The following is a 20,074-nucleotide window of genomic DNA, read 5'->3' as shown; positions in this document are numbered from 1 at the left end:
CGACGCACACGGAGTCCATTGATCCCATAGCCAGTCAGGTTAAAATCTCGCGGTTTTGGATATCTGTGAACAAATTGTGCGGGATCACGACAATGAAAAAAGTGGCATTAATGGGCTTAGGCCTGATGTGTGTATCGGCAGCGGCCAACGCTATTTCCTTCAACGGCTCGGCGGGCGAGGACTATACCCACCTGGGCTTTGGTCTTGGCACGGATAGCGCAGGCCTGGCGATGACCGGCGGCTGGACGCATAACGACGACGATGGCGATGCGGCAAGCCTGGGCCTCGGTTTTAACGTTCCGCTTGGTCCATTCCTGGCGACCGTCGGCGGTAAAGGCATCTATACCAACCCGAACGACGGTGACGAAGGTTACGCGGCGGCAGTGGGCGGCGGTCTGCAGTGGAAAATTGGCGACAGCTTCGGCCTGTTCGGCGAGTATTACTACTCTCCGGACTCCCTCTCCAGCGGTATCGACAGCTATAAAGAAGCTAACGCGGGTGCGCGCTGGACCATCATGCGTCCGATTACCATCGAAGCGGGCTATCGTTATCTGAACCTGGCGGGCAAAGAGGGCAACCGCGACAACGCGCTGGCTGACGGCCCGTACGTGGGCGTCAGCGCAGGCTTCTAACCCCTCCGGCGCGGCGTCCGTCGCGCCAGTTTCTCTCCTCTCCGTGCCGGTGATTGCGCTATAGTGTTTTCACCATATAAGCGGGAGAACACAATGATTAACGTGGAGATGTTATCCACCGGCGACGAAGTGCTGCATGGACAGATTATTGATACCAATGCTGCCTGGCTTGCCGATCTTTTCTTTGAGCAAGGATTACCGTTAACGCGCCGCAATACCGTAGGCGACAGTCTTGAGTCGCTGGTGACTGTTCTGCGCGAGCGTAGCGAACACTGCGACGTGCTGATTGTGAACGGTGGGCTCGGCCCCACCGGCGACGATCTCAGCGCGCTGGCTGCCGCGACCGCCAAAGGCGAAGGGCTGGTGTTGCATGAGGCGTGGCTGGCCCAGATGGAGCGTTTCTTCTCCGAACGTGGCCGCGTGATGGCCCCCAGCAACCGCAAACAGGCTGAAATCCCGGCCAGCGCCGAACTGGTCGATAACCCGGTGGGTACCGCCTGCGGTTTCGCCGTTCAACTGAACCGCTGCCTGATGTTCTTCACGCCGGGTGTCCCGTCTGAATTTAAAGTGATGGTCGAACAGCAGATCCTGCCGCGCCTTCGTCAACGTTTTACCCTGCCTGAACCGCCAGTCTGCCTGCGCCTGACCACCTTTGGCCGCTCGGAAAGCGATCTGGCGCAGAGCCTCGATCACCTGCCGCTGCCACCGGGGGTATCCATGGGCTATCGCTCTTCCATGCCGATCATTGAACTCAAGCTGACCGGGCCTGCGACGCAGAAAGCGGCGATGCTGGCGCTCTGGCCGGAAGTGCAGCGCGTGGCGGGCGAAAGTCTTATTTTCGAGGGTACGGAAGGGCTACCAGCGCAGATTGCGAAGCATCTGCAGTCGCGCCAGCTGAGCGTTACCCTGAGCGAGCAGTTTACCGGTGGCCTGCTGGCGTTGCAGTTAAACCGGGCCAGTGCCCCACTGCTGGCCAGCGAAGTGGTGCCCTTCCAGCAGGAGACGCTGGCGCAGACGGCACGCTGGGCGTCAGAACGCCGGGTGAAACATTTTGCCGGTCTGGCGCTGTTTGTTGGGGGACTGGATGAAGAGTATCTCAATTTTGCGCTCGCCACGCCGGAAGGGACCCATGCCTTAAGAGTCAAAATGGGTATCAGCCGCCACAGCCTGGCGGTGCGTCAGGAGGTCTGCGCCATGATGGCGCTGAACATGCTGCGTCGCTGGCTGGCAGGTAAGGAGGTGGCCAGCGAGCACGGCTGGATCAACGTGGTGGAATCGCTGTTCGTTGAGTAACCGGTTTGCCGGGGCGGCGGCCCCGGCGATAGCTAACCCAACGCCTTCGCCAGCAGCGTGATGGGATGTTCGCAGCGCTTGCTGGTGGACATCTCTATCTGCCACTTGCAGGTTTCGCAGTCGGTCACCACGATATCGGCGCCGCTCTCCTCAATCTGGCGGAACAGCGGCGCGCCAATCGCCTGTGATGTTTCGTAATTTTCACGCTTAAAGCCGTACGTCCCCGCAATGCCGCAGCAGCGCGAATCCAGCACCGTCAGCGCCAGCCCCGGAATTAACCGCAACAGTTCCAGCGTGTAGAGCGACCAGCCCATTTTTTCCATATGGCAGGGCGTATGGTAGACCACTTTCAGGGGTAAGTTTTTCAGCGGTAACGTCTGCCCGCTGTCCAGCTTGCGCCACAGGAAACGCGTCGCCAGCTCAATCTTTTCGCGCAGGCCGGTATTGTCCACCTCCAGCAGGTGCGGATACTCATCGCGCAGCGTGAAGGTGCAGGTCGAGGAGGTGGCCAGCACCGGAATGCCTTTATCGATGATGGCCTCGCGCAGCGACGAGACGTTGCTTCTGGCCTGTTTGCGCGCTTTATCGGTAAACCCGTTGGCGATCAGCGGCACACCGCAGCACTTCTCCTTGCTCAGCAACTGCACGCCTGTCCCCATGGCGTTCAGCACTTTCAGCAGATCTTTGCCCAACTGCGGGTGGTTGTAATTCACGTAGCAGCCATGGAAGAACGCCACCTGGTCGGCATACCGCGCCTGGTCTGCCGCTACGGATTTGTACCAGCGGCGGAAGGTGCCGTGGGAATATTTAGGCAGGCTGCGGTGATGGTCGATCTTCAGCGTGGCATCCAGCAGCTGGCGCACCGGTTTCAGCGAGGTCGCGGCGTTCACCAGCGGGGCAAACGGCGTGGAGACGCTGCCCATCAGGTCGGTATGGCTGAGAATGGCATCGCGCAGCGACGGTTTTTGCGTGCTATAGCGTGCCCGGGCGCGCTGAATAATGTCGCCGATTTTCACATCCGACGGGCAGGCGACTTCACAGCGTTTGCAGTTGATGCAGTATTTCAGCGCGTCATCGTACAGCGCGCCGTCCTTCAGACGCAGGCGCTCGCCGTCCGGTCCGGCCTGTTTCGGCCCGGGATAGCGCGGGTTAACGCCGCTGACCGGGCAGACGGTGGTGCAGACCGTGCATTTGATGCAGCTTTCAAAGCGGGTGTCGTTCATTGTTCAGCCTCCGTGCGCTGGCAAATCTGCTCTGCTACATAGAGCGCCGTTATGGCGCAGACGCCGCCGCCGCAGCCCTGGGCGATAGGATCGTATCCGCCCAAAAGCGAACCGATGGCGTAGAGATTTGGAACTGGCTTTCCGGAAAGTTGCGGATGCAGCTGGTTATCCACAATCACGCCGAACTGCTGCCAGGGCTGCGGGGAAAAGAAATCGCTCTGATACCAGTCCGCGCGGGAGGCACTCTGGCGCACATCCAGCCCCATAATCGCCTCGCGAATGCCCTCCCGGCTGCTCAGCAGACCGTTGCTGAAGAAACTGCCGCTTGCCAGCACCGCGTAACGCGTGCGAAGCGGAATGTCGTCGTGGTTGCGGGTCCAGATTTCGCTCACCGTGCCGTCTGTCAGGGTGATTTTTTTCACCTCATCGCCCGCCATCCACACGCCACCCTGGGCCACAAACTGGCGCTGAAGCTGGGTATGCAGGCGAATGCCGGGCACGGAAGGGGGAAGCGTCGACAGCAGGCCGAGCGAGCAGGGCAGGCGATCGGAGAGCCAGCACCACAGCCGGTTATCACCTAAGCCAAAGCAGGCTGGCATAAAGAGCGCATCGCATCCCTCTGCAAGCGGTTTGAGCGCCTCATACAGCAGCGGCCATTTCTCTTCGTTATCGAGCAAACGGGCAATATTCACCGCGCGGAACTCGCTGGGATTGTCGCGCAGGAGATCCAGCTCAGGAAGGTCAATCTCTGCCGTTTCAGCGTTGACCCCCTGGCGACTGAGCGAAGCCGCCGCCAGATGGGGCTGAAAATCCAGAAAACCGCTAATACCCACCACCCGCACGCGCGTGGCCTTGAATGGGGCAACGGGGACCTCTTCCGGGCTGAGCCAGGCGGCGCGCAGCGTACCGAGCGGCGTGACGCGCGCGTGATTTTGCCTGGCGCTCCCCTGCATACGTGCGCCACAATCAGCCAGCAGAGATTCGGCTTCCAGGGCAAAGCGGTCAATGTGCTGCGCGCCGATCAGGTGATAAGGATGCTCTGCCGGCAGTTTTTCGCGGTACGTTTCGTCCAGCAGATCCAGCGAGCCCGACGAGAAGTGCAGGGCGCTCTGGCCCCGGGTGATAATGGCGCAGCGCAGTCCCTGCTTCGTGAGTTTGATGCCACAGAGCAGACCCGCCAGCCCGCCGCCGACGATCGCCGTATCAAATTTCATCGCGTTGCTCCTTCTCCAGACCGCAAAGCCCCTGGTACACCCAGCGGGTAAATTCGCTTTCACGCAGGGCATCGCCCCAGGCGACAGGCTGAATGCCTTTCCAGCGCTCGTTTAAAAAATCGCTGAGCTGATCGAGCGACTGGGTGGCGGTGGTGGTATGAAAACGCTGCAACAGCCCGGCGGCACGGCAGGCACACAGCTCCCCCTGACAGGTGCCCATCCCGACGCGGGTGCGGCGACGGAGATCGAGCAGGCTATTCACCGTCAGATTCTCCACCGCGTATTGCACTTCCCCGGCGGTAACGGCCTCGCACTCGCATACCAGACTGCGGCTCAGCCGTCCTTCGCCCAGCCACAACGGCGTTCTGTCGCCATGGCGATAGACAGCCGAACCGCGCAGGGGGGCGGGCAGGGAGAGAATTTTTTGCACTGTTTTCTCGGTGGACTGGCGCGAGCCGGGCAGGGGCTGTTCCGCGGTCACGCACGGTTCGCTATTGCCCAGCTTGCGGCAGACGGCATCCGTCGCCCATTCGGCCATCAGACGGTAGGTCATCAATTTACCCCCGGTTATGGTGATGAAGCCGTTCAGCCCGTCGCGCGCGGCGTGGTCAAGCAGCACAATGCCACGGCTGACGTTGCGTCCGCTCGGATCGTCATCGCTGGCAACAAGCGGACGCACACCCGCGTAGGCGCGCAGGATACGGGTCTGGGCCATCACCGGCGCCAGTTTTTCTCCTTCGCGCAGCAGGATGTCGACCTCTTCTGCGGTGACCCGATTGAAATCAATCTCGCTGTAGTCAATGTGGGTGGAGGTGGTCCCGATTAGCGAGATGGTATCGCCCGGTACAAGGATATCTGCGTCAGACGGTTTGCGGCAGCGGTTGATGACATGGTTATTAATGCGGTGGTCGAGGATCAGCAGCGAGCCTTTGGCCGGAAACATGCGCACAGAGAGATCGGCGTATTCCGCGATGCGTTGCCCCCAGATCCCCGCCGCGTTGACCACCACGGCGGCATAGAGCTCGTGGTGTTCGTTGTAATGCGTATCCAGGACCCGCACACCTACGATGCGATGCCCCTCACGGATAAGCCCGGTGACCTGATGGCCGGTCAGGATCCGCGCGCTATGCTCGCGGGCGTCCAGCATGTTGGCCGCCGTCAGGCGAAACGGATCCACGGTGCCGTCCGGAACTTTCACCGCCCCGGTCAATGCTGGATTAACCGAAGGCTCGATGCGGCGCGCGAGGGCAGGATCAATGGCTTGCGCCTGAATGCCTGCGGCCTGGCAGGCGGTAATGAAGGTTGACTGAAAGGCGAGATCGTCTTCGGGAAGCGTAATAAACAGACCGTCGGTGGGCTCAATGCAGTGACGGGCAATGCGCCGGAGGATCTGGTTTTCGGCGATACATTCGCGGGCCGATTCGCCGTCGGTGACGGCGTAGCGGGCGCCGCTGTGCAGCAGACCATGATTGCGTCCGGTTGCGCCTGTTGCAATATCATGGCGCTCCAGAAGCGTGACGCTCAGCCCCCTGAGCGCGCAGTCGCGGGCGATGCCTGCGCCGGTCGCGCCCCCGCCAATGATAATCACATCGCTATAGCGTGGATCGTGAATTGTCATTGCCATCCCTCAGTGTTCGTTTTGTCTCATTTAGCCACATAAAAACTGTGGTTTGTTTGATATCGAACACAAACGAGCGAAATTCGAAAGTGAAACGTGATTTAATGCGCTTTTTTGCGCATTCTGTCATATTTCTGTAACAATCTGTGCGTTGATTCACAGTAACAATCACCGTGATTTCTTAACATCCCCGCCTCTCTAGCCGGGCGCGTGATGTCCGGTCACTTTTTGAAAGGCCACGGAGGCTGTTATGCTCAGTATTTTTAAACCTGCGCCACATCGGGCGCGACTGCCAGAGGCAGAGATAGACCCTCTCTACCGCCGTCTGCGTTGGCAAATCTTCATGGGGATTTTCTTTGGCTATGCGGCGTACTATCTGGTACGTAAAAACTTCGCACTCGCCATGCCCTACCTGGTGGAACAGGGCTTCTCACGCGGCGATCTTGGTTTCGCGCTGTCGGGGATCTCTATCGCCTACGGTTTTTCGAAATTCATTATGGGGTCAGTGTCGGATCGCTCGAATCCGCGCGTGTTCCTGCCCGCTGGCCTGATCCTGGCGGCAGCGGTCATGCTGTTTATGGGCTTTGTGCCGTGGGCGACCTCCAGCATCGCCATTATGTTTGTGCTGCTGTTCCTCTGCGGCTGGTTCCAGGGGATGGGGTGGCCACCGTGCGGACGCACCATGGTGCACTGGTGGTCGCAGAAAGAGCGCGGCGGTATCGTGTCGGTCTGGAACTGCGCCCATAACGTCGGGGGCGGGCTTCCACCGCTGCTGTTCCTGCTGGGGATGGCCTGGTTCAACGACTGGCACGCGGCGCTCTATATGCCAGCCTTTGGGGCAATCCTGGTAGCGATTATCGCCTTTGCGCTGATGCGCGACACGCCGCAGTCCTGCGGTTTGCCGCCGATTGAAGAGTATAAAAACGACTATCCGGATGATTACAGCGAGAAGCACGAAGAAGAGCTGACGGCAAAGCAGATCTTCATGAAGTACGTCTTGCCGAACAAACTGCTGTGGTACATCGCGGTAGCGAACGTGTTTGTTTACCTGCTGCGTTACGGCATCCTCGACTGGTCGCCGACCTACCTGAAAGAGGTGAAGCATTTTGCGCTGGATAAATCCTCCTGGGCCTACTTCCTCTACGAGTACGCCGGGATCCCGGGGACGCTGATTTGCGGCTGGATGTCGGACAAAGTGTTTAAGGGCAACCGTGGCACGACGGGCGTCTTCTTTATGACCCTCGTGACCATTGCCACCGTCGTCTACTGGCTCAACCCGCCGGGCAACCCGGGCGTGGACATGGCCTGTATGATCGTCATCGGCTTCCTGATTTATGGCCCTGTTATGCTGATTGGTCTGCATGCCCTGGAACTGGCACCGAAAAAAGCGGCAGGCACGGCGGCAGGCTTTACCGGTCTGTTCGGCTACCTGGGCGGTTCGGTCGCGGCGAGCGCCATCGTAGGCTATACCGTTGACTTCTTCGGCTGGGACGGCGGCTTTATGGTGATGATCGGCGGCAGCGTGCTGGCGGTATTGCTGCTGATTGTTGTGATGATCGGTGAAAAACGTCACCACGCGGACGTGCTGGCGCGTCGTCAATAAGGAGCACTGCCATGAAATTCACGCAAATAGCGGCCGGTCTGTTGCTGGCGGGCCTGATGACCGGATCCGCCCTGGCGGCGGATAAAATCGTTATTGCCCATCGCGGCGCAAGCGGCTATCTGCCGGAGCATACGCTGCCGGCGAAAGCGATGGCCTATGCGCAGGGGGCCGATTATCTGGAGCAGGATCTGGTAATGACAAAGGACGACCAGCTGGTCGTCCTGCATGACCACTATCTTGACCGGGTGACCGATGTGGCGGAACGTTTCCCGGACCGCGCCCGTAAAGATGGCCGTTTTTATGCCATCGACTTCACCCTGGATGAAATCCGCTCTCTGAAGTTTACCGAGGGCTTCGAGATTGAAAACGGCAAGAAGGTGCAGGTTTATCCGGGACGTTTCCCGATGGGCAAATCTGAGTTCCGCATCCATACCTTCCAGGAAGAGATTGAGTTTGTTCAGGGGCTGAACCACTCGACGGGCAAAAATATCGGTATCTATCCGGAAATTAAAGCCCCGTGGTTCCATCACCAGGAAGGGAAGGATATCGCCGCGAAAACGCTGGAGGTGCTGAAGCAGTACGGCTACACCAGCAAGAAGGACAAAGTCTGGCTCCAGTGTTTTGACGCCGCGGAACTGAAGCGCATCAAAACCGAGCTGGAGCCAAAGATGGGGATGGATCTCAATCTGGTTCAGCTGATCGCCTATACCGACTGGAATGAAACCCAGGAGAAGCAGGCAGACGGCAAGTGGGTAAATTACAACTACGACTGGATGTTCAAACCGGGTGCGATGAAGCAGATCGCGCAGTACGCCGACGGGATCGGACCCGATTACCACATGCTGGTGGCGGAAGGTTCAACCCCGGGCCACGTGAAGCTAACGGCGATGGTGAAAGAGGCGCATGCCAGCAAGATGCAGGTGCATCCGTATACGGTGCGTGCTGACCAGTTGCCGCCGTACGCCACAGACGTGAATCAGCTTTACGAGGTGTTATATAAGCAGGCGGACGTGGACGGTTTGTTTACGGACTTCCCGGATAAAGCGGTGAGCTTTTTGAAGGATAAAGGCTGAAATTGCCGGGTGGTGGCTGCGCCTTACCCGGCCTATGGACTGCGGTTTTGTAGGCCGGGTAAGCGAAGCGCCACCCGGCACAATCACATCTCGATCTCTATATCCCCTTTCGCCCGGCAGCAGCAGGGCAAAATTTCACCGTCGTTGATGAAGGCCAGTGGTTCAGTTATCCAGTCAACCTGACCGGTCACCAGACGACAGCGGCAGGAGCCGCAATAGCCTTCGCGGCACTGGTATTCAACGGCAATCTGGTGGGATTCCAGCGCAATAAGCAGGGAGGGGTGCTCTTCCTGGCACAGAAGCTCTGTGCCAGAAAGACGAAGCGTTACGCGGCTCATCAGAGCTGGAAGTCGCTCAAATCGTCGGTGTTGACTTCGGAGTCAATCTGACCGACCAGGTAGGAGCTCACTTCCACCTCCTGCGGCGCCACCTGCACGTTGTCAGAGACCAGCCAGGTGTTGATCCACGGGATCGGGTTGGAGCGGGTCTGGAACGGCAGATCCAGGCCGACCGCCTGCATGCGGATGTTGGTGATATACTCGACGTACTGGCAGAGAATATCTTTGTTCAGGCCGATCATGGAGCCGCCCTGGAACAGATATTCCGCCCACTCTTTCTCCTGCTGTGCCGCCTGGACAAACAGGTCATAGCTCTCCTGCTTGCACTCTTCCGCAATCTCGGCCATCTCCGGATCGTCCACGCCGCTGCGCAGCAGGTTCAGCATATGCTGGGTACCGGTCAAGTGCAGGGCTTCATCGCGGGCGATGAGGCGAATGATTTTGGCGTTGCCTTCCATCAGCTCGCGTTCCGCAAAGGCGAAGGAGCAGGCGAAGCTGACGTAGAAGCGGATCGCTTCCAGCGCGTTCACGCTCATCAGGCACAGGTAGAGCTTCTTCTTCAGCTCGCGCAGGCTCACGGTGACGGTTTTGCCGTTTACGGTGTGGGTGCCTTCACCCAGTAGGTGCCAGTAGCTGGTCATCTCGATCAGATCGTCGTAGAAGTGGGAGATGCCTTCCGCACGCTTCAGGATCTGTTCGTTGGTGACGATATCATCGAAGACAATCGCCGGATCGTTGACGATGTTACGGATGATGTGGGTATAGGAGCGGGAGTGGATCGTCTCGGAGAACGCCCACGTCTCGACCCAGGTCTCCAGCTCCGGGATGGAGATCAGCGGCAGCAATGCCACGTTCGGGCTGCGCCCCTGGATGGAGTCCAGCAGCGTCTGATACTTCAGGTTGCTGAGGAAAATGTGCTTTTCGTGTTCCGGCAGCGCCTGGAAATCGATGCGGTCGCGTGAAACGTCAACTTCTTCCGGACGCCAGAAGAAAGAGAGTTGCTTTTCAATCAGCTTTTCGAAGATGTCATATTTTTGCTGATCGTAGCGCGCCACGTTGACCGGCTGGCCGAAGAACATCGGCTCTTTGAGCTGGTCGTTTTTCGTCTGTGAAAAGGTGGTGTATGCCATGAGTGTGTCCTGTGAGAGATTTTGTAGATCGGGCAAACAAAATCGTAGGCCGGGTAAGCGTAGCGCCACCCGGCATTTACATTAAATCTTACATGCGCCGCTTTCGCAGCCATCATCCTGAATGGACGGGGCCAGATCGTCCTGCGCATCTTCCGCACCGTCGCGGGTGTTTTGATAGTACAGGGTCTTCACGCCAAATTTGTAGGCGGTGAGCAGGTCTTTCAGCAGCTGCTGCATCGGCACTTTCCCGGACGGGAAGCGTGACGGATCGTAGTTGGTGTTGGCAGAGATCGACTGGTCGATAAATTTCTGCATAATCCCCACCAGTTGCAGGTAGCCGTCGTTATTTGGCATCTCCCACAGCAGCTCGTAGTTGTTTTTCAGCAGCTCATAATCCGGTACCACCTGGCGCAGGATCCCATCTTTCGACGCTTTGATGCTGACATGACCGCGCGGCGGCTCAATACCGTTGGTGGCGTTAGAGATCTGCGAGGAGGTCTCGGACGGCATCAGGGCAGAGAGCGTGGAGTTACGCAGGCCGTGGGTCTTGATGGATTCGCGCAGGCCTTCCCAGTCAAGATGCAGCGGCTCGTTGGCGATCGCATCCAGGTCTTTCTTATAGGTATCGATCGGCAAAATGCCTTTGGAATAGGTGGTTTCATTGAACCACGGGCAGGCGCCTTGCTCTTTCGCCAGCTCGTTCGAGGCTTTCAGCAGGTAGTACTGAATGGCTTCGAAGGTCTGGTGCGTCAGGTTATTAGCGCTGCCGTCGGAGTAGCGTTTGCCGTTTTTCGCCAGCCAGTAAGCATAGTTAATGACGCCAATACCCAGGGTACGACGACCCATCGCACCACGTTTTGCCGCCGGGATTGGGTAATCCTGGTAATCCAGCAGCGCATCCAGGGCGCGAACCGCCAGCACCGCCAGCTCTTCCAGTTCGTCCAGGCTATTGATGGCGCCCAGGTTGAACGCGGAGAGCGTGCACAGGGCGATTTCGCCGTTTTCGTCGTTCACATCTTCCAGCGGTTTGGTCGGCAGGGCGATCTCCAGACACAGGTTGGACTGGCGCACTGGCGCAACGACCGGATCGAACGGGCTGTGGGTGTTGCAGTGATCGACGTTCTGAATGTAGATACGGCCGGTAGAGGCACGTTCCTGCATCATCAGGGAGAACAGTTCAACCGCTTTCACACGCTGTTTACGGATGCTGTCGTCTTTTTCATATTTGCTGTACAGACGCTCGAACTCATCCTGATCGGCAAAGAAGGCATCATACAGGCCCGGAACATCGGACGGGCTGAAGAGAGTAATATCTTCACCTTTCAGCAGACGGGTATACATCAGCTTGTTGATCTGTACGCCGTAGTCCATGTGACGCACGCGGTTGCCTTCCACGCCACGGTTGTTTTTCAGCACCAGCAGGCTTTCTACTTCCAGGTGCCACATTGGATAGAAGAGGGTAGCTGCACCGCCACGCACGCCGCCCTGAGAGCAGGATTTCACCGCGGTCTGGAAGTGTTTGTAGAACGGGATACAGCCGGTGTGGAACGCTTCACCGCCACGAATTGGGCTGCCCAGCGCACGAATGCGACCGGCGTTGATGCCGATACCGGCACGCTGGGAAACGTATTTCACAATGGCGCTGGAGGTCGCGTTGATGGAATCCAGGCTGTCGCCGCACTCGATCAGCACGCAGGAGCTGAACTGGCGGGTTGGGGTGCGAACGCCGGACATGATTGGCGTTGGCAGAGAAATCTTGAACGTGGAAACCGCATCGTAGAAACGCTTCACGTATTCCAGACGGGTTTCACGCGGGTAGTTCGAGAACAGGCAGGCCGCCACCAGAATGTAGAGGAACTGAGCGCTTTCGTAGATCTCGCCGGTCACGCGGTTCTGGACCAGGTATTTCCCTTCCAGCTGTTTCACCGCGGCGTAGGAGAAGTTCATATCACGCCAGTGATCGATGAACCCGTCCATCTGCTTGAACTCTTCTTCCGTGTAGTCTTCCAGCAGATGCGTGTCGTACTTGCCAAGCTCGACCATCTTCACGACATGATCGAACAGCGCTGGCGGCTCAAACTGACCGTAGGCTTTTTTACGCAGGTGGAAAATCGCCAGACGGGCAGCGAGGTACTGATAATCCGGCGCGTCGCGGGAGATGAGATCCGCCGCGGCTTTGATAATGGTTTCGTGGATATCAGACGTTTTGATGCCGTCATAGAACTGGATATGGGAGCGCAGTTCAACCTGGGAGATCGATACGTTATTCAGTCCTTCTGCTGCCCAGTCGAGAACTCGATGGATTTTGTCCAGATTGATACGCTCGGTGGTACCGTCGCGCTTTGTCACCAGCAGACTCTGATTCATGTGGGTTTTTACCTGTCCGTGAAAATGAAAATATCCCCCGCTTATCCACAGCCTTCTGTGGATAAATACTACATATAGGGGTTTTACAATAAGGATAACGCAAGATGGTGAGTATTCTAGTAAGGATTCTTTTGAGTACAAGAGTTGATTTTGAGGTTAAATTGAGGTTGTTAAAGCGTAAAAAAGCGTAAGTCCTCGTACCGTAAGGCCTGGAAGACATGTCAATATTCCAGAAAAAAAAATGAAAATTTGATCGACTGCTGATTTCTTCAACGGGCTGTCAAAAATGCGCAACAAACTGCTGCGCATTCGTCAGAAAAAGAGTAATTACTCTTGCTCTTTTTTGGCGGTGGTATGGAGCATGTAGTTAACGTCCACGCCTGGCGCCAGTTTGAATTTCTCGGTCAGGGGATTGTAGTGCAGGCCGGTCATATGCTGTTCTTTAAGCCAGGTGTTGTCGACCCAGCTCAGTAATTCTGCCGGCTTGATGAATTTTTTCACATCGTGCGTGCCTTTTGGCACCATTCGCAGCACGTACTCTGCGCCAACCACCGCCATCAGCCAGGCCTTGCCGTTGCGGTTGATGGTGGAGAAGAACACCTGACCGCCCGGCTTCACCAGCGCGGCACAGGCTTTCACCACCGATTGCGGATCGGGAACATGCTCCAGCATCTCCATGCAGGTGACGATGTCGTACTGGTGGGCGTGCTCCGCCACATGGGCTTCAACCGTTTCCTGCACGTACTCCAACTGGATACCGCTCTCCAGCGCGTGCAGACGTGCTACCTGCAGTGGCTCGAAGCCCATATCCAGCCCGGTCACCGTGGCGCCTTCGCGCGCCATGCTCTCGGCCAGGATGCCGCCGCCGCACCCCACATCAAGCACTTTTTTACCGAACAGGCCGCCGGAACGCTCCGCGATATAGCCCAGGCGCAGAGGGTTAATGCGGTGCAGCGGTTTGAACTCACCTTCAAGATCCCACCAGCGCGAGGCCACGGCTTCAAATTTGGCGATCTCTTCGTGGTCGACGTTGTCAGCCATCGGGGATTTTTCCGCATTCATGGACGCTTTTACTCCGTAATTTAAAGACGAGGAAGTATATCAGGATAACAAAGCAAATTAGTTTAAACCTAAGCGGGTGTGTTATAATTTCCGACCTTTGAATCCGGGATACAGTAGAGGGATAGCGGTTAGATGAGCGACCTTGCGAGAGAAATTACACCGGTTAACATCGAGGAAGAGCTGAAGAGCTCCTATCTGGATTATGCGATGTCGGTCATTGTTGGCCGTGCGCTGCCGGATGTCCGCGATGGACTTAAGCCGGTACACCGTCGCGTACTATACGCCATGAACGTATTGGGCAATGACTGGAATAAAGCGTACAAAAAATCTGCCCGTGTCGTTGGTGACGTAATCGGTAAATACCATCCTCATGGTGATTCCGCGGTGTACGACACTATCGTCCGTATGGCGCAGCCGTTCTCGCTGCGTTACATGCTGGTTGATGGTCAGGGTAACTTCGGTTCTATCGACGGCGACTCCGCTGCGGCAATGCGTTATACGGAAATCCGCCTGGCGAAGATTGCCCATGAGCTGATGGCCGATCTGGAAAAAGAGACGGTAGATTTTGTCGACAACTATGACGGCACGGAAAAAATTCCTGACGTTATGCCGACGAAGATCCCTAACCTGCTGGTAAACGGTTCGTCCGGTATCGCCGTAGGTATGGCGACCAACATTCCGCCGCACAACATCACCGAAGTGATTAACGGCTGCCTGGCCTATATCGAGGATGAAGAGATCAGCATTGAAGGGCTGATGGAACACATCCCGGGCCCGGACTTCCCGACCGCCGCCATCATTAATGGCCGTCGCGGTATCGAAGAGGCCTACCGTACCGGTCGCGGCAAGATCTATATTCGTGCCCGCGCCGAAGTCGAAGCGGATGCCAAATCTGGCCGTGAGACCATTATCGTCCACGAAATTCCGTATCAGGTGAACAAAGCGCGCCTGATCGAGAAGATTGCCGAGCTGGTTAAAGAGAAACGTATTGAAGGTATCAGCGCGCTGCGTGATGAGTCTGACAAAGACGGCATGCGTATCGTGATTGAAATCAAACGTGACGCGGTAGGGGAAGTGGTGCTTAACAACCTCTATTCCCTGACTCAGCTTCAGGTCTCCTTCGGTATTAACATGGTGGCACTGCACCATGGTCAGCCGAAGATCATGAACCTGAAAGACATTCTGAGCGCGTTCGTGCGTCACCGCCGTGAAGTGGTGACCCGTCGGACTATTTTCGAACTGCGTAAAGCCCGCGATCGTGCGCACATCCTTGAAGCGCTGGCGGTGGCCCTGGCAAACATCGATCCGATCATCGAACTGATCCGTCGTGCGCCAACCCCTGCCGAAGCGAAAGCGGGCCTGATCGCCCAGCCGTGGGATCTGGGCAACGTCTCTGCGATGCTGGAACGTGCCGGTGACGATGCCGCGCGTCCTGAGTGGCTGGAGCCGCAGTACGGTATTCGCGAGGGCAAATACTGGCTGACCGAACAGCAGGCCCAGGCGATTCTGGATCTGCGTCTGCAGAAACTGACCGGCCTTGAGCATGAAAAACTGCTCGACGAGTACAAAGAGCTGCTGGAGCAGATCGCTGAGCTGCTGCATATCCTCGGCAGCGCCGATCGTCTGATGGAGGTGATCCGCGAGGAGCTGGAGCTGATCCGCGATCAGTTCGGCGACGAGCGTCGCACGGAAATTACCGCCAACTCCGCGGATATCAACATCGAAGACCTGATCAACCAGGAAGACGTTGTGGTTACCCTGTCTCACCAGGGCTACGTGAAGTACCAGCCGTTAACCGACTATGAAGCACAGCGTCGTGGCGGTAAGGGCAAATCAGCGGCACGTATTAAAGAAGAAGACTTTATCGACCGCCTGCTGGTGGCCAACACCCATGACACCATCCTCTGCTTCTCCAGCCGGGGCCGTCTGTACTGGATGAAGGTTTATCAGCTGCCGGAAGCGAGCCGTGGCGCCCGTGGACGTCCAATTGTCAACCTGCTGCCGCTGGAACAAAACGAACGTATTACGGCGATCCTGCCGGTTCGCGAGTACGCTGAAGGGGTGAACGTCTTTATGGCGACCGCCAGCGGTACGGTGAAGAAAACCGCCCTGACCGAGTTCAGCCGCCCACGTTCTGCCGGCATTATCGCCGTCAACCTGAACGAAGGCGATGAACTGATTGGCGTGGATCTGACCTCCGGCTCCGATGAAGTGATGCTCTTCTCTGCCGCCGGTAAAGTGGTGCGCTTCAAAGAGAACGCGGTGCGCGCCATGGGCCGTACGGCGACCGGTGTCCGCGGGATCAAACTGGCGGGCGAAGACAGCGTGGTCTCCCTGATTGTTCCACGTGGCGAAGGCGCAATCCTCACCGTCACCCAGAATGGTTACGGTAAGCGTACTGCCCAGGACGAATATCCAACCAAGTCCCGTGGCACGCAGGGCGTTATCTCGATTAAAGTCACCGAGCGCAATGGTTCCGTTGTGGGCGCGGTACAGGTCGATGATGCCGACCAGATCATGATGATTACCGATGCCGGTACGCTGGTGCGTACCCGTGTGTCGGAAATCAGCGTGGTCGGGCGTAACACCCAGGGTGTGATCCTCATCCGTACTGCGGAAGATGAAAACGTGGTGGGTCTGCAGCGTGTTGCTGAGCCAGTGGATGACGAAGAGCTCGATTCAATCGACGGTAGCGTGGCAGAAGGTGACGATGAAATCGCGCCGGAAGCGGAAATCGACGATGATGCGGCAGATGATGCCGAAGAGTAATCTCTTCTGACGACAAAGGGCCGGTTTCCGGCCCTTTTCTTTTGTCGCGGCGCTGAATTGCAGACAACCGAACGTTGCGACGGCGGCGATTTACCGCTACCTTAACCCATTCCTTGTCAACCTGACGGCGGAGCCTCGCCCCCTTGAAATACCTCGTCTCCTTTCGAACCACGCTGAAAGTTTCTCGCTATCTTTTTCGGGCGCTGGCGCTCCTGATTTGGGTGCTTATCGCGCTATTTTCAGTGTTTTACATCGTCAATGCGCTGCACCAGAAGGAGGCGGAGATCCGTCAGGAGTTTAACCTCAGCTTCGACCAGTCCCAGCGCTATATTCAGCGCACCGCGGACGTCATGAAGGAGCTCAAGTATATCGCCGAGAACCGTCTGACGGCGGAGAATGGCGTTCTGGCTATCCGCGGGCGCGACAGTAAGGCGGACGCTCCCAACTTTGAGCCGCTTTTCCCCGACTCTGACTGCTCGGCGATGGGCTCCGCATGGCGGGGATCGCTGGAGTCACTGGCCTGGTTTATGCGCTACTGGCGCGATAACTTCTCGGCAGCCTATGACCTGAACCGCGTCTTCCTGATTGGCAGCGAAAATCTCTGTATGGCCGATTTTGGCCTGCGCGATGTGCCGGTGGATCGTGACAGCGCGCTGAAAAGCCTGCACGAGCGGATCATCAAGTACCGTAACGCGCCGCAGGATGAACGCGGTAATAATCTGTTCTGGATAAGCCAGGGGCCGCGTTCAGGGGTAGGGTACTTCTATGCCCTGACGCCGGTCTATCTGGGCAACCGTCTGCAGGCGATGCTCGGTATCGAGCAGACTATCCGCATGGAGAACTTTTTCACCCCGGGTAATCTGCCGATGGGCGTCACCATTCTTGATGAAAATGGCCACTCTCTTATTTCGCTGGCCGGGCCGGAATCGCGGCTGAAGGTTGATCCTCGCTGGATGCAGGAGCGCTCATGGTTTGGTTACAGCGCCGGTTTTCGTGACCTGGTGTTGAAAAAAAGCCTGCCGCCTTCGTCGCTGAGCATTGTTTACTCCGTACCGGTGGATATGGTGCTGGAGCGTATTCGGATGCTGATCCTCAACTCGGTACTGCTGAACGTGCTGGTGGGGATTGCGCTATTTACCCTCGCGCGGATGTACGAGCGTAAAATCTTTATTCCGGCGGAGATCGATGCCCAGCGTCTTGAAGAGCATGAGCAGTTTAACCGTAAGATTGTTGCCTCTGCGCCGGTGGGGATCTGTATTTTACGCACCCTTGACGGGACCAACATCCTCAGTAACGAGCTGGCGCATAACTATCTCAATATGCTCACCCATGAGGACCGACAGCGGCTGACGCAGATTATCTGTGGGCAGCAGGTCAACTTCGTCGATGTCCTGACCAGTAACAACACCAACCTGCAGATAAGCTTTGTCCATTCGCGCTATCGCAATGAGAACGTGGCGATCTGCGTGCTGGTGGATGTCTCCGCGCGCGTCAAAATGGAAGAGTCATTGCAGGATATGGCCCAGTCCGCCGAACAGGCCAGCCAGTCGAAATCGATGTTCCTTGCTACCGTCAGTCACGAATTGCGTACTCCGCTCTACGGGATTATCGGTAACCTCGATCTGCTGCAGACCAAAGAGTTGCCGCGTGGCGTTGACCGTCTGGTGACGGCGATGAACAACTCTTCCAGCCTGCTGCTGAAAATCATCAGCGACATTCTCGACTTCTCTAAGATCGAGTCCGAGCAGCTAAAAATTGAACCGCGCGAATTTTCGCCGCGCGAGGTGATGAACCATATCAGCGCCAACTACCTGCCGCTGGTGGTGCGTAAGCAGCTGGGGCTGTACTGCTTTATTGAGCCAGACGTGCCGCTAACGTTGCAGGGCGATCCGATGCGCCTGCAGCAGGTGATCTCCAACCTGCTCAGCAACGCCATTAAGTTCACCGATATGGGCTGCATTGTGATGCATGTCGCCAAAGCAGGGGACTACCTGAGCATTCGCGTGCGCGACACCGGGGTGGGGATCCCGGCAAAAGAGGTGGTCAAACTCTTCGACCCGTTCTTCCAGGTGGGGACGGGGGTTCAGCGCAACTTCCAGGGCACCGGGCTGGGGCTGGCGATCTGTGAAAAACTGATCAGCATGATGGACGGCGATATCTCGGTGGATACCGAACCGGGCATGGGCAGTCAGTTTACTATCCGTATTCCACTTTATGCGGCGCAGTCTCCGGGCAACATGCTGATTGAGGGATTAAGCGATAAACGCTGCTGGCTGGCGGTGAATAATGCCTCGCTGTATGCCTACCTGGAGTCTCTGCTGGGCTCATACGGCATTCGGGTGGCGCGCTACGCCGGCCAAACCCCGGACGCGGAAGATATGCTTCTCACCGACGATGAGCTGACGAAGCCGTGGCAGGGTAAAGCGGCGGTGATCTTCTGCCGGCGCCATATCGGTATCGCCCTGGAGCGTGCGCACGGCGAATGGGTGAACAGCGTGGCCTCGCCACATGAGCTGATTACGCTGCTGGCGCGCATCTATCGTGTGGAAATGGACAGCGCGGACGGAACAGCCTCGCTGCCGTCGCCGGAATCTGAGCAGTCGTTGAATGAGGATATGATGATCCTGGTGGTGGACGACCATCCGATTAACCGCCGCCTGCTGGCCGATCAGCTCGGCTCGCTGGGCTATCAGTGTAAAACGGCGAATGACGGCGTGGATGCCCTCAATGTGCTGAGCAAAAACCATATCGACATTGTCCTGAGTGATGTGAACATGCCGAATATGGATGGCTATCGCCTGACCCAGCGTATCCGCCAGCTCGGTCTGACGCTGCCGGTGGTGGGTGTCACCGCTAACGCGCTGGCAGAGGAGAAGCAGCGCTGTCTGGAATCGGGGATGGATAGCTGTCTTTCCAAGCCGGTAACGCTGGATGTCCTGAAACAGACGCTGTCGGTATATGCGGAGCGGGTGAGAAGAGCGCGGGGATAAAAAAAGCCCAGAAATGGGCTTTTTTATTATTGCCGTGTGGCGCTGACGCTTACCCGGCCTACGCTACCTGTAGGCCCGTGCAAGCGAAGCGCCGCCGGGCATGTAGCTCATTACTCTTTATCCGCCGGACTCAGGGTCACGGAAGAGAGATAGTTCAGCAGGGCGATATCGTTCTCCACACCCAGCTTCATCATCGCCGATTTTTTCTGGCTACTGATGGTCTTGATACTGCGGTTCAGCTTCTTGGCAATTTCGGTTACCAGGAAACCTTCGGCAAACAGACGCAGGACTTCACTCTCTTTTGGCGACAGGCGTTTGTCACCGTAACCGCCGGCGCTGATTTTTTCCAGCAGGCGGGAGACGCTTTCCGGCGTGAATTTTTTCCCTTTCTGCAGCGCGGCCAGCGCTTTCGGCAGATCGGTCGGCGCGCCCTGTTTCAGGACGATGCCTTCGATATCGAGATCCAGAACCGCACTTAAAATCGCCGGGTTATTGTTCATGGTCAGCACGATGATCGAAATGCTCGGGAAATGGCGCTTGATGTATTTGATCAGCGTAATCCCGTCACCGTACTTATCTCCAGGCATGGAAAGGTCGGTGATGAGCACGTGCGCATCAAGCTTAGGCAGGTTATTAATCAGTGCTGTGGAATCTTCAAATTCGCCAACTACATTCACCCACTCGATCTGTTCAAGTGATTTGCGAATACCGAACAGTACAATCGGATGGTCATCGGCAATAATTACGTTCATATTGTTCATG

14 protein-coding genes are annotated in these 20,074 nt (G+C 57.1%); 6 read left to right on the top strand and 8 right to left on the bottom strand.

What is annotated here, in order from left to right; translation table 11 throughout:
- Nucleotides 1-92 precede the first annotated feature (92 nt).
- Nucleotides 93-632, top strand: a complete 540-nt coding sequence (locus C2U54_RS20665) for a YfaZ family outer membrane protein (RefSeq protein ID WP_103180429.1) — start codon at nt 93-95, stop codon at nt 630-632.
- Nucleotides 633-725: 93 nt separating this feature from the next.
- Nucleotides 726-1,925 (top strand): nicotinamide mononucleotide deamidase-related protein YfaY, encoded by a 1,200-nt coding sequence (locus C2U54_RS20660; protein WP_103180427.1) that lies wholly within the window; start codon nt 726-728, stop codon nt 1,923-1,925.
- Between the two features lie 32 nt (nt 1,926-1,957).
- On the opposite strand, the gene glpC is transcribed toward C2U54_RS20660, so the two are convergent.
- Genes glpC through glpA form a run of 3 tightly spaced genes read right to left on the bottom strand, consistent with a single transcriptional unit; the run spans nt 1,958 to nt 5,980 of the window.
- Entirely contained in the window at nt 1,958-3,148 is a 1,191-nt protein-coding gene (glpC, locus tag C2U54_RS20655) for an anaerobic glycerol-3-phosphate dehydrogenase subunit GlpC (RefSeq protein WP_103180425.1), read from the bottom strand.
- A complete protein-coding gene (gene glpB / locus C2U54_RS20650) occupies nt 3,145-4,362 on the bottom strand; it encodes a glycerol-3-phosphate dehydrogenase subunit GlpB (RefSeq protein ID WP_103180424.1) in 1,218 nt (405 codons plus the stop codon). Before glpB ends, glpC begins: the two co-directional genes overlap by 4 nt.
- Entirely contained in the window at nt 4,352-5,980 is a 1,629-nt protein-coding gene (gene glpA / locus C2U54_RS20645; protein WP_103180422.1) for an anaerobic glycerol-3-phosphate dehydrogenase subunit A, read from the bottom strand. Before glpA ends, glpB begins: the two co-directional genes overlap by 11 nt.
- 250 nt (nt 5,981-6,230) lie before the next feature.
- Between glpA and glpT the strand changes: the two genes are divergently transcribed.
- Nucleotides 6,231-7,583, top strand: coding sequence for a glycerol-3-phosphate transporter (gene glpT, locus C2U54_RS20640; protein WP_103180420.1), 1,353 nt, complete (start codon nt 6,231-6,233; stop codon nt 7,581-7,583).
- Nucleotides 7,584-7,594: 11 nt separating this feature from the next.
- The gene (gene glpQ / locus C2U54_RS20635; RefSeq protein ID WP_103180418.1) at nt 7,595-8,656 is read left to right on the top strand and encodes a glycerophosphodiester phosphodiesterase; all 1,062 of its coding nucleotides are present in this window, start codon (nt 7,595-7,597) and stop codon (nt 8,654-8,656) included.
- Nucleotides 8,657-8,739: 83 nt separating this feature from the next.
- Here the strand turns inward: glpQ and yfaE are convergent, their stop codons facing one another.
- The 4 genes from yfaE to ubiG form a co-directional block, all read right to left on the bottom strand.
- A complete protein-coding gene (gene yfaE / locus C2U54_RS20630; protein WP_103180417.1) occupies nt 8,740-8,994 on the bottom strand; it encodes a class I ribonucleotide reductase maintenance protein YfaE in 255 nt (84 codons plus the stop codon).
- Complete coding sequence (nrdB, locus tag C2U54_RS20625; RefSeq protein WP_103180415.1) at nt 8,994-10,124, bottom strand: class Ia ribonucleoside-diphosphate reductase subunit beta; 1,131 nt, start codon at nt 10,122-10,124, stop codon at nt 8,994-8,996. Before nrdB ends, yfaE begins: the two co-directional genes overlap by 1 nt.
- Before the next feature lie 81 nt (nt 10,125-10,205).
- Entirely contained in the window at nt 10,206-12,491 is a 2,286-nt protein-coding gene (gene nrdA, locus C2U54_RS20620) for a class 1a ribonucleoside-diphosphate reductase subunit alpha (RefSeq protein ID WP_103180414.1), read from the bottom strand.
- Nucleotides 12,492-12,818: 327 nt separating this feature from the next.
- A complete protein-coding gene (gene ubiG, locus C2U54_RS20610; protein WP_103180410.1) occupies nt 12,819-13,553 on the bottom strand; it encodes a bifunctional 2-polyprenyl-6-hydroxyphenol methylase/3-demethylubiquinol 3-O-methyltransferase UbiG in 735 nt (244 codons plus the stop codon).
- A 132-nt stretch (nt 13,554-13,685) separates the two neighbouring features.
- On the opposite strand from ubiG, the gene gyrA reads away from it, so the two are divergent.
- Together gyrA and rcsC are read left to right on the top strand one after the other, a co-directional pair.
- On the top strand, nt 13,686-16,322 hold the full coding sequence (gene gyrA / locus C2U54_RS20605) for a DNA topoisomerase (ATP-hydrolyzing) subunit A (protein WP_103180409.1): 2,637 nt from the start codon (nt 13,686-13,688) through the stop codon (nt 16,320-16,322).
- Between the two features lie 143 nt (nt 16,323-16,465).
- Nucleotides 16,466-19,312: a two-component system sensor histidine kinase RcsC gene (gene rcsC / locus C2U54_RS20600; protein ID WP_103180406.1), complete on the top strand. Its 2,847-nt coding sequence runs from the start codon at nt 16,466-16,468 to the stop codon at nt 19,310-19,312.
- A gap of 110 nt (nt 19,313-19,422) precedes the next feature.
- On the opposite strand, the gene rcsB is transcribed toward rcsC, so the two are convergent.
- Complete coding sequence (rcsB, locus tag C2U54_RS20595; RefSeq protein ID WP_032612710.1) at nt 19,423-20,073, bottom strand: response regulator transcription factor RcsB; 651 nt, start codon at nt 20,071-20,073, stop codon at nt 19,423-19,425.
- Nucleotide 20,074: the final 1 nt, after the last annotated feature.

This window comes from Leclercia sp. LSNIH1 (assembly GCF_002902985.1).
Taxonomy (GTDB): Bacteria; Pseudomonadota; Gammaproteobacteria; order Enterobacterales; family Enterobacteriaceae; genus Enterobacter.
This window is presented reverse-complemented; position numbering and strand designations above follow the sequence as displayed.

What these genes read in the sequence shown, in the direction of transcription:
- yfaE (WP_103180417.1), bottom strand. Translation starts at nt 8,994, where the DNA reads ATGAGCCGCGTAACGCTTCGTCTTTCTGGCACAGAGCTTCTGTGCCAG.
- nrdA (WP_103180414.1), bottom strand. Translation starts at nt 12,491, where the DNA reads ATGAATCAGAGTCTGCTGGTGACAAAGCGCGACGGTACCACCGAGCGT.
- nrdB (WP_103180415.1), bottom strand. Translation starts at nt 10,124, where the DNA reads ATGGCATACACCACCTTTTCACAGACGAAAAACGACCAGCTCAAAGAG.
- glpB (WP_103180424.1), bottom strand. Translation starts at nt 4,362, where the DNA reads ATGAAATTTGATACGGCGATCGTCGGCGGCGGGCTGGCGGGTCTGCTC.
- ubiG (WP_103180410.1), bottom strand. Translation starts at nt 13,553, where the DNA reads ATGAATGCGGAAAAATCCCCGATGGCTGACAACGTCGACCACGAAGAG.
- C2U54_RS20665 (WP_103180429.1), top strand. Translation starts at nt 93, where the DNA reads ATGAAAAAAGTGGCATTAATGGGCTTAGGCCTGATGTGTGTATCGGCA.
- rcsB (WP_032612710.1), bottom strand. Translation starts at nt 20,073, where the DNA reads ATGAACAATATGAACGTAATTATTGCCGATGACCATCCGATTGTACTG.
- glpC (WP_103180425.1), bottom strand. Translation starts at nt 3,148, where the DNA reads ATGAACGACACCCGCTTTGAAAGCTGCATCAAATGCACGGTCTGCACC.
- glpQ (WP_103180418.1), top strand. Translation starts at nt 7,595, where the DNA reads ATGAAATTCACGCAAATAGCGGCCGGTCTGTTGCTGGCGGGCCTGATG.
- glpA (WP_103180422.1), bottom strand. Translation starts at nt 5,980, where the DNA reads ATGACAATTCACGATCCACGCTATAGCGATGTGATTATCATTGGCGGG.
- gyrA (WP_103180409.1), top strand. Translation starts at nt 13,686, where the DNA reads ATGAGCGACCTTGCGAGAGAAATTACACCGGTTAACATCGAGGAAGAG.
- glpT (WP_103180420.1), top strand. Translation starts at nt 6,231, where the DNA reads ATGCTCAGTATTTTTAAACCTGCGCCACATCGGGCGCGACTGCCAGAG.
- C2U54_RS20660 (WP_103180427.1), top strand. Translation starts at nt 726, where the DNA reads ATGATTAACGTGGAGATGTTATCCACCGGCGACGAAGTGCTGCATGGA.